General features: G+C 38.0%; 1 protein-coding gene. It reads left to right on the top strand.

The window, feature by feature from the left end; all coding sequences use genetic code 11:
- On the top strand, positions 1-208 hold a 208-nt coding region (locus HMPREF2853_RS00425), incomplete at both ends, for an isopeptide-forming domain-containing fimbrial protein (RefSeq protein ID WP_148131384.1).

Raw genomic sequence — 208 nt, 5'->3', positions numbered from 1 at the left:
GTCATCAAAGTTGCCTTTACAGAAGCTTCTGTAAAAGCAGATGCAGGTAAGTCCATTGAAGTGAATTTCAAGGCTAAGATTAGAGATAATGCCAACTTATCAGCTTATGTGAATAAAGATGGTAAGACAGAGATTCCGAATAAGGCTTCTTATGATATTGATCACAATCCGAAATATCACAAGGACTCTAACGAAGTCCCAGTAACGC

It is taken from the genome of Streptococcus sp. HMSC077F03, from assembly GCF_001812375.1.
Taxonomy (GTDB): domain Bacteria; phylum Bacillota; class Bacilli; order Lactobacillales; family Streptococcaceae; genus Streptococcus; species Streptococcus oralis_S.
This window is presented reverse-complemented; position numbering and strand designations above follow the sequence as displayed.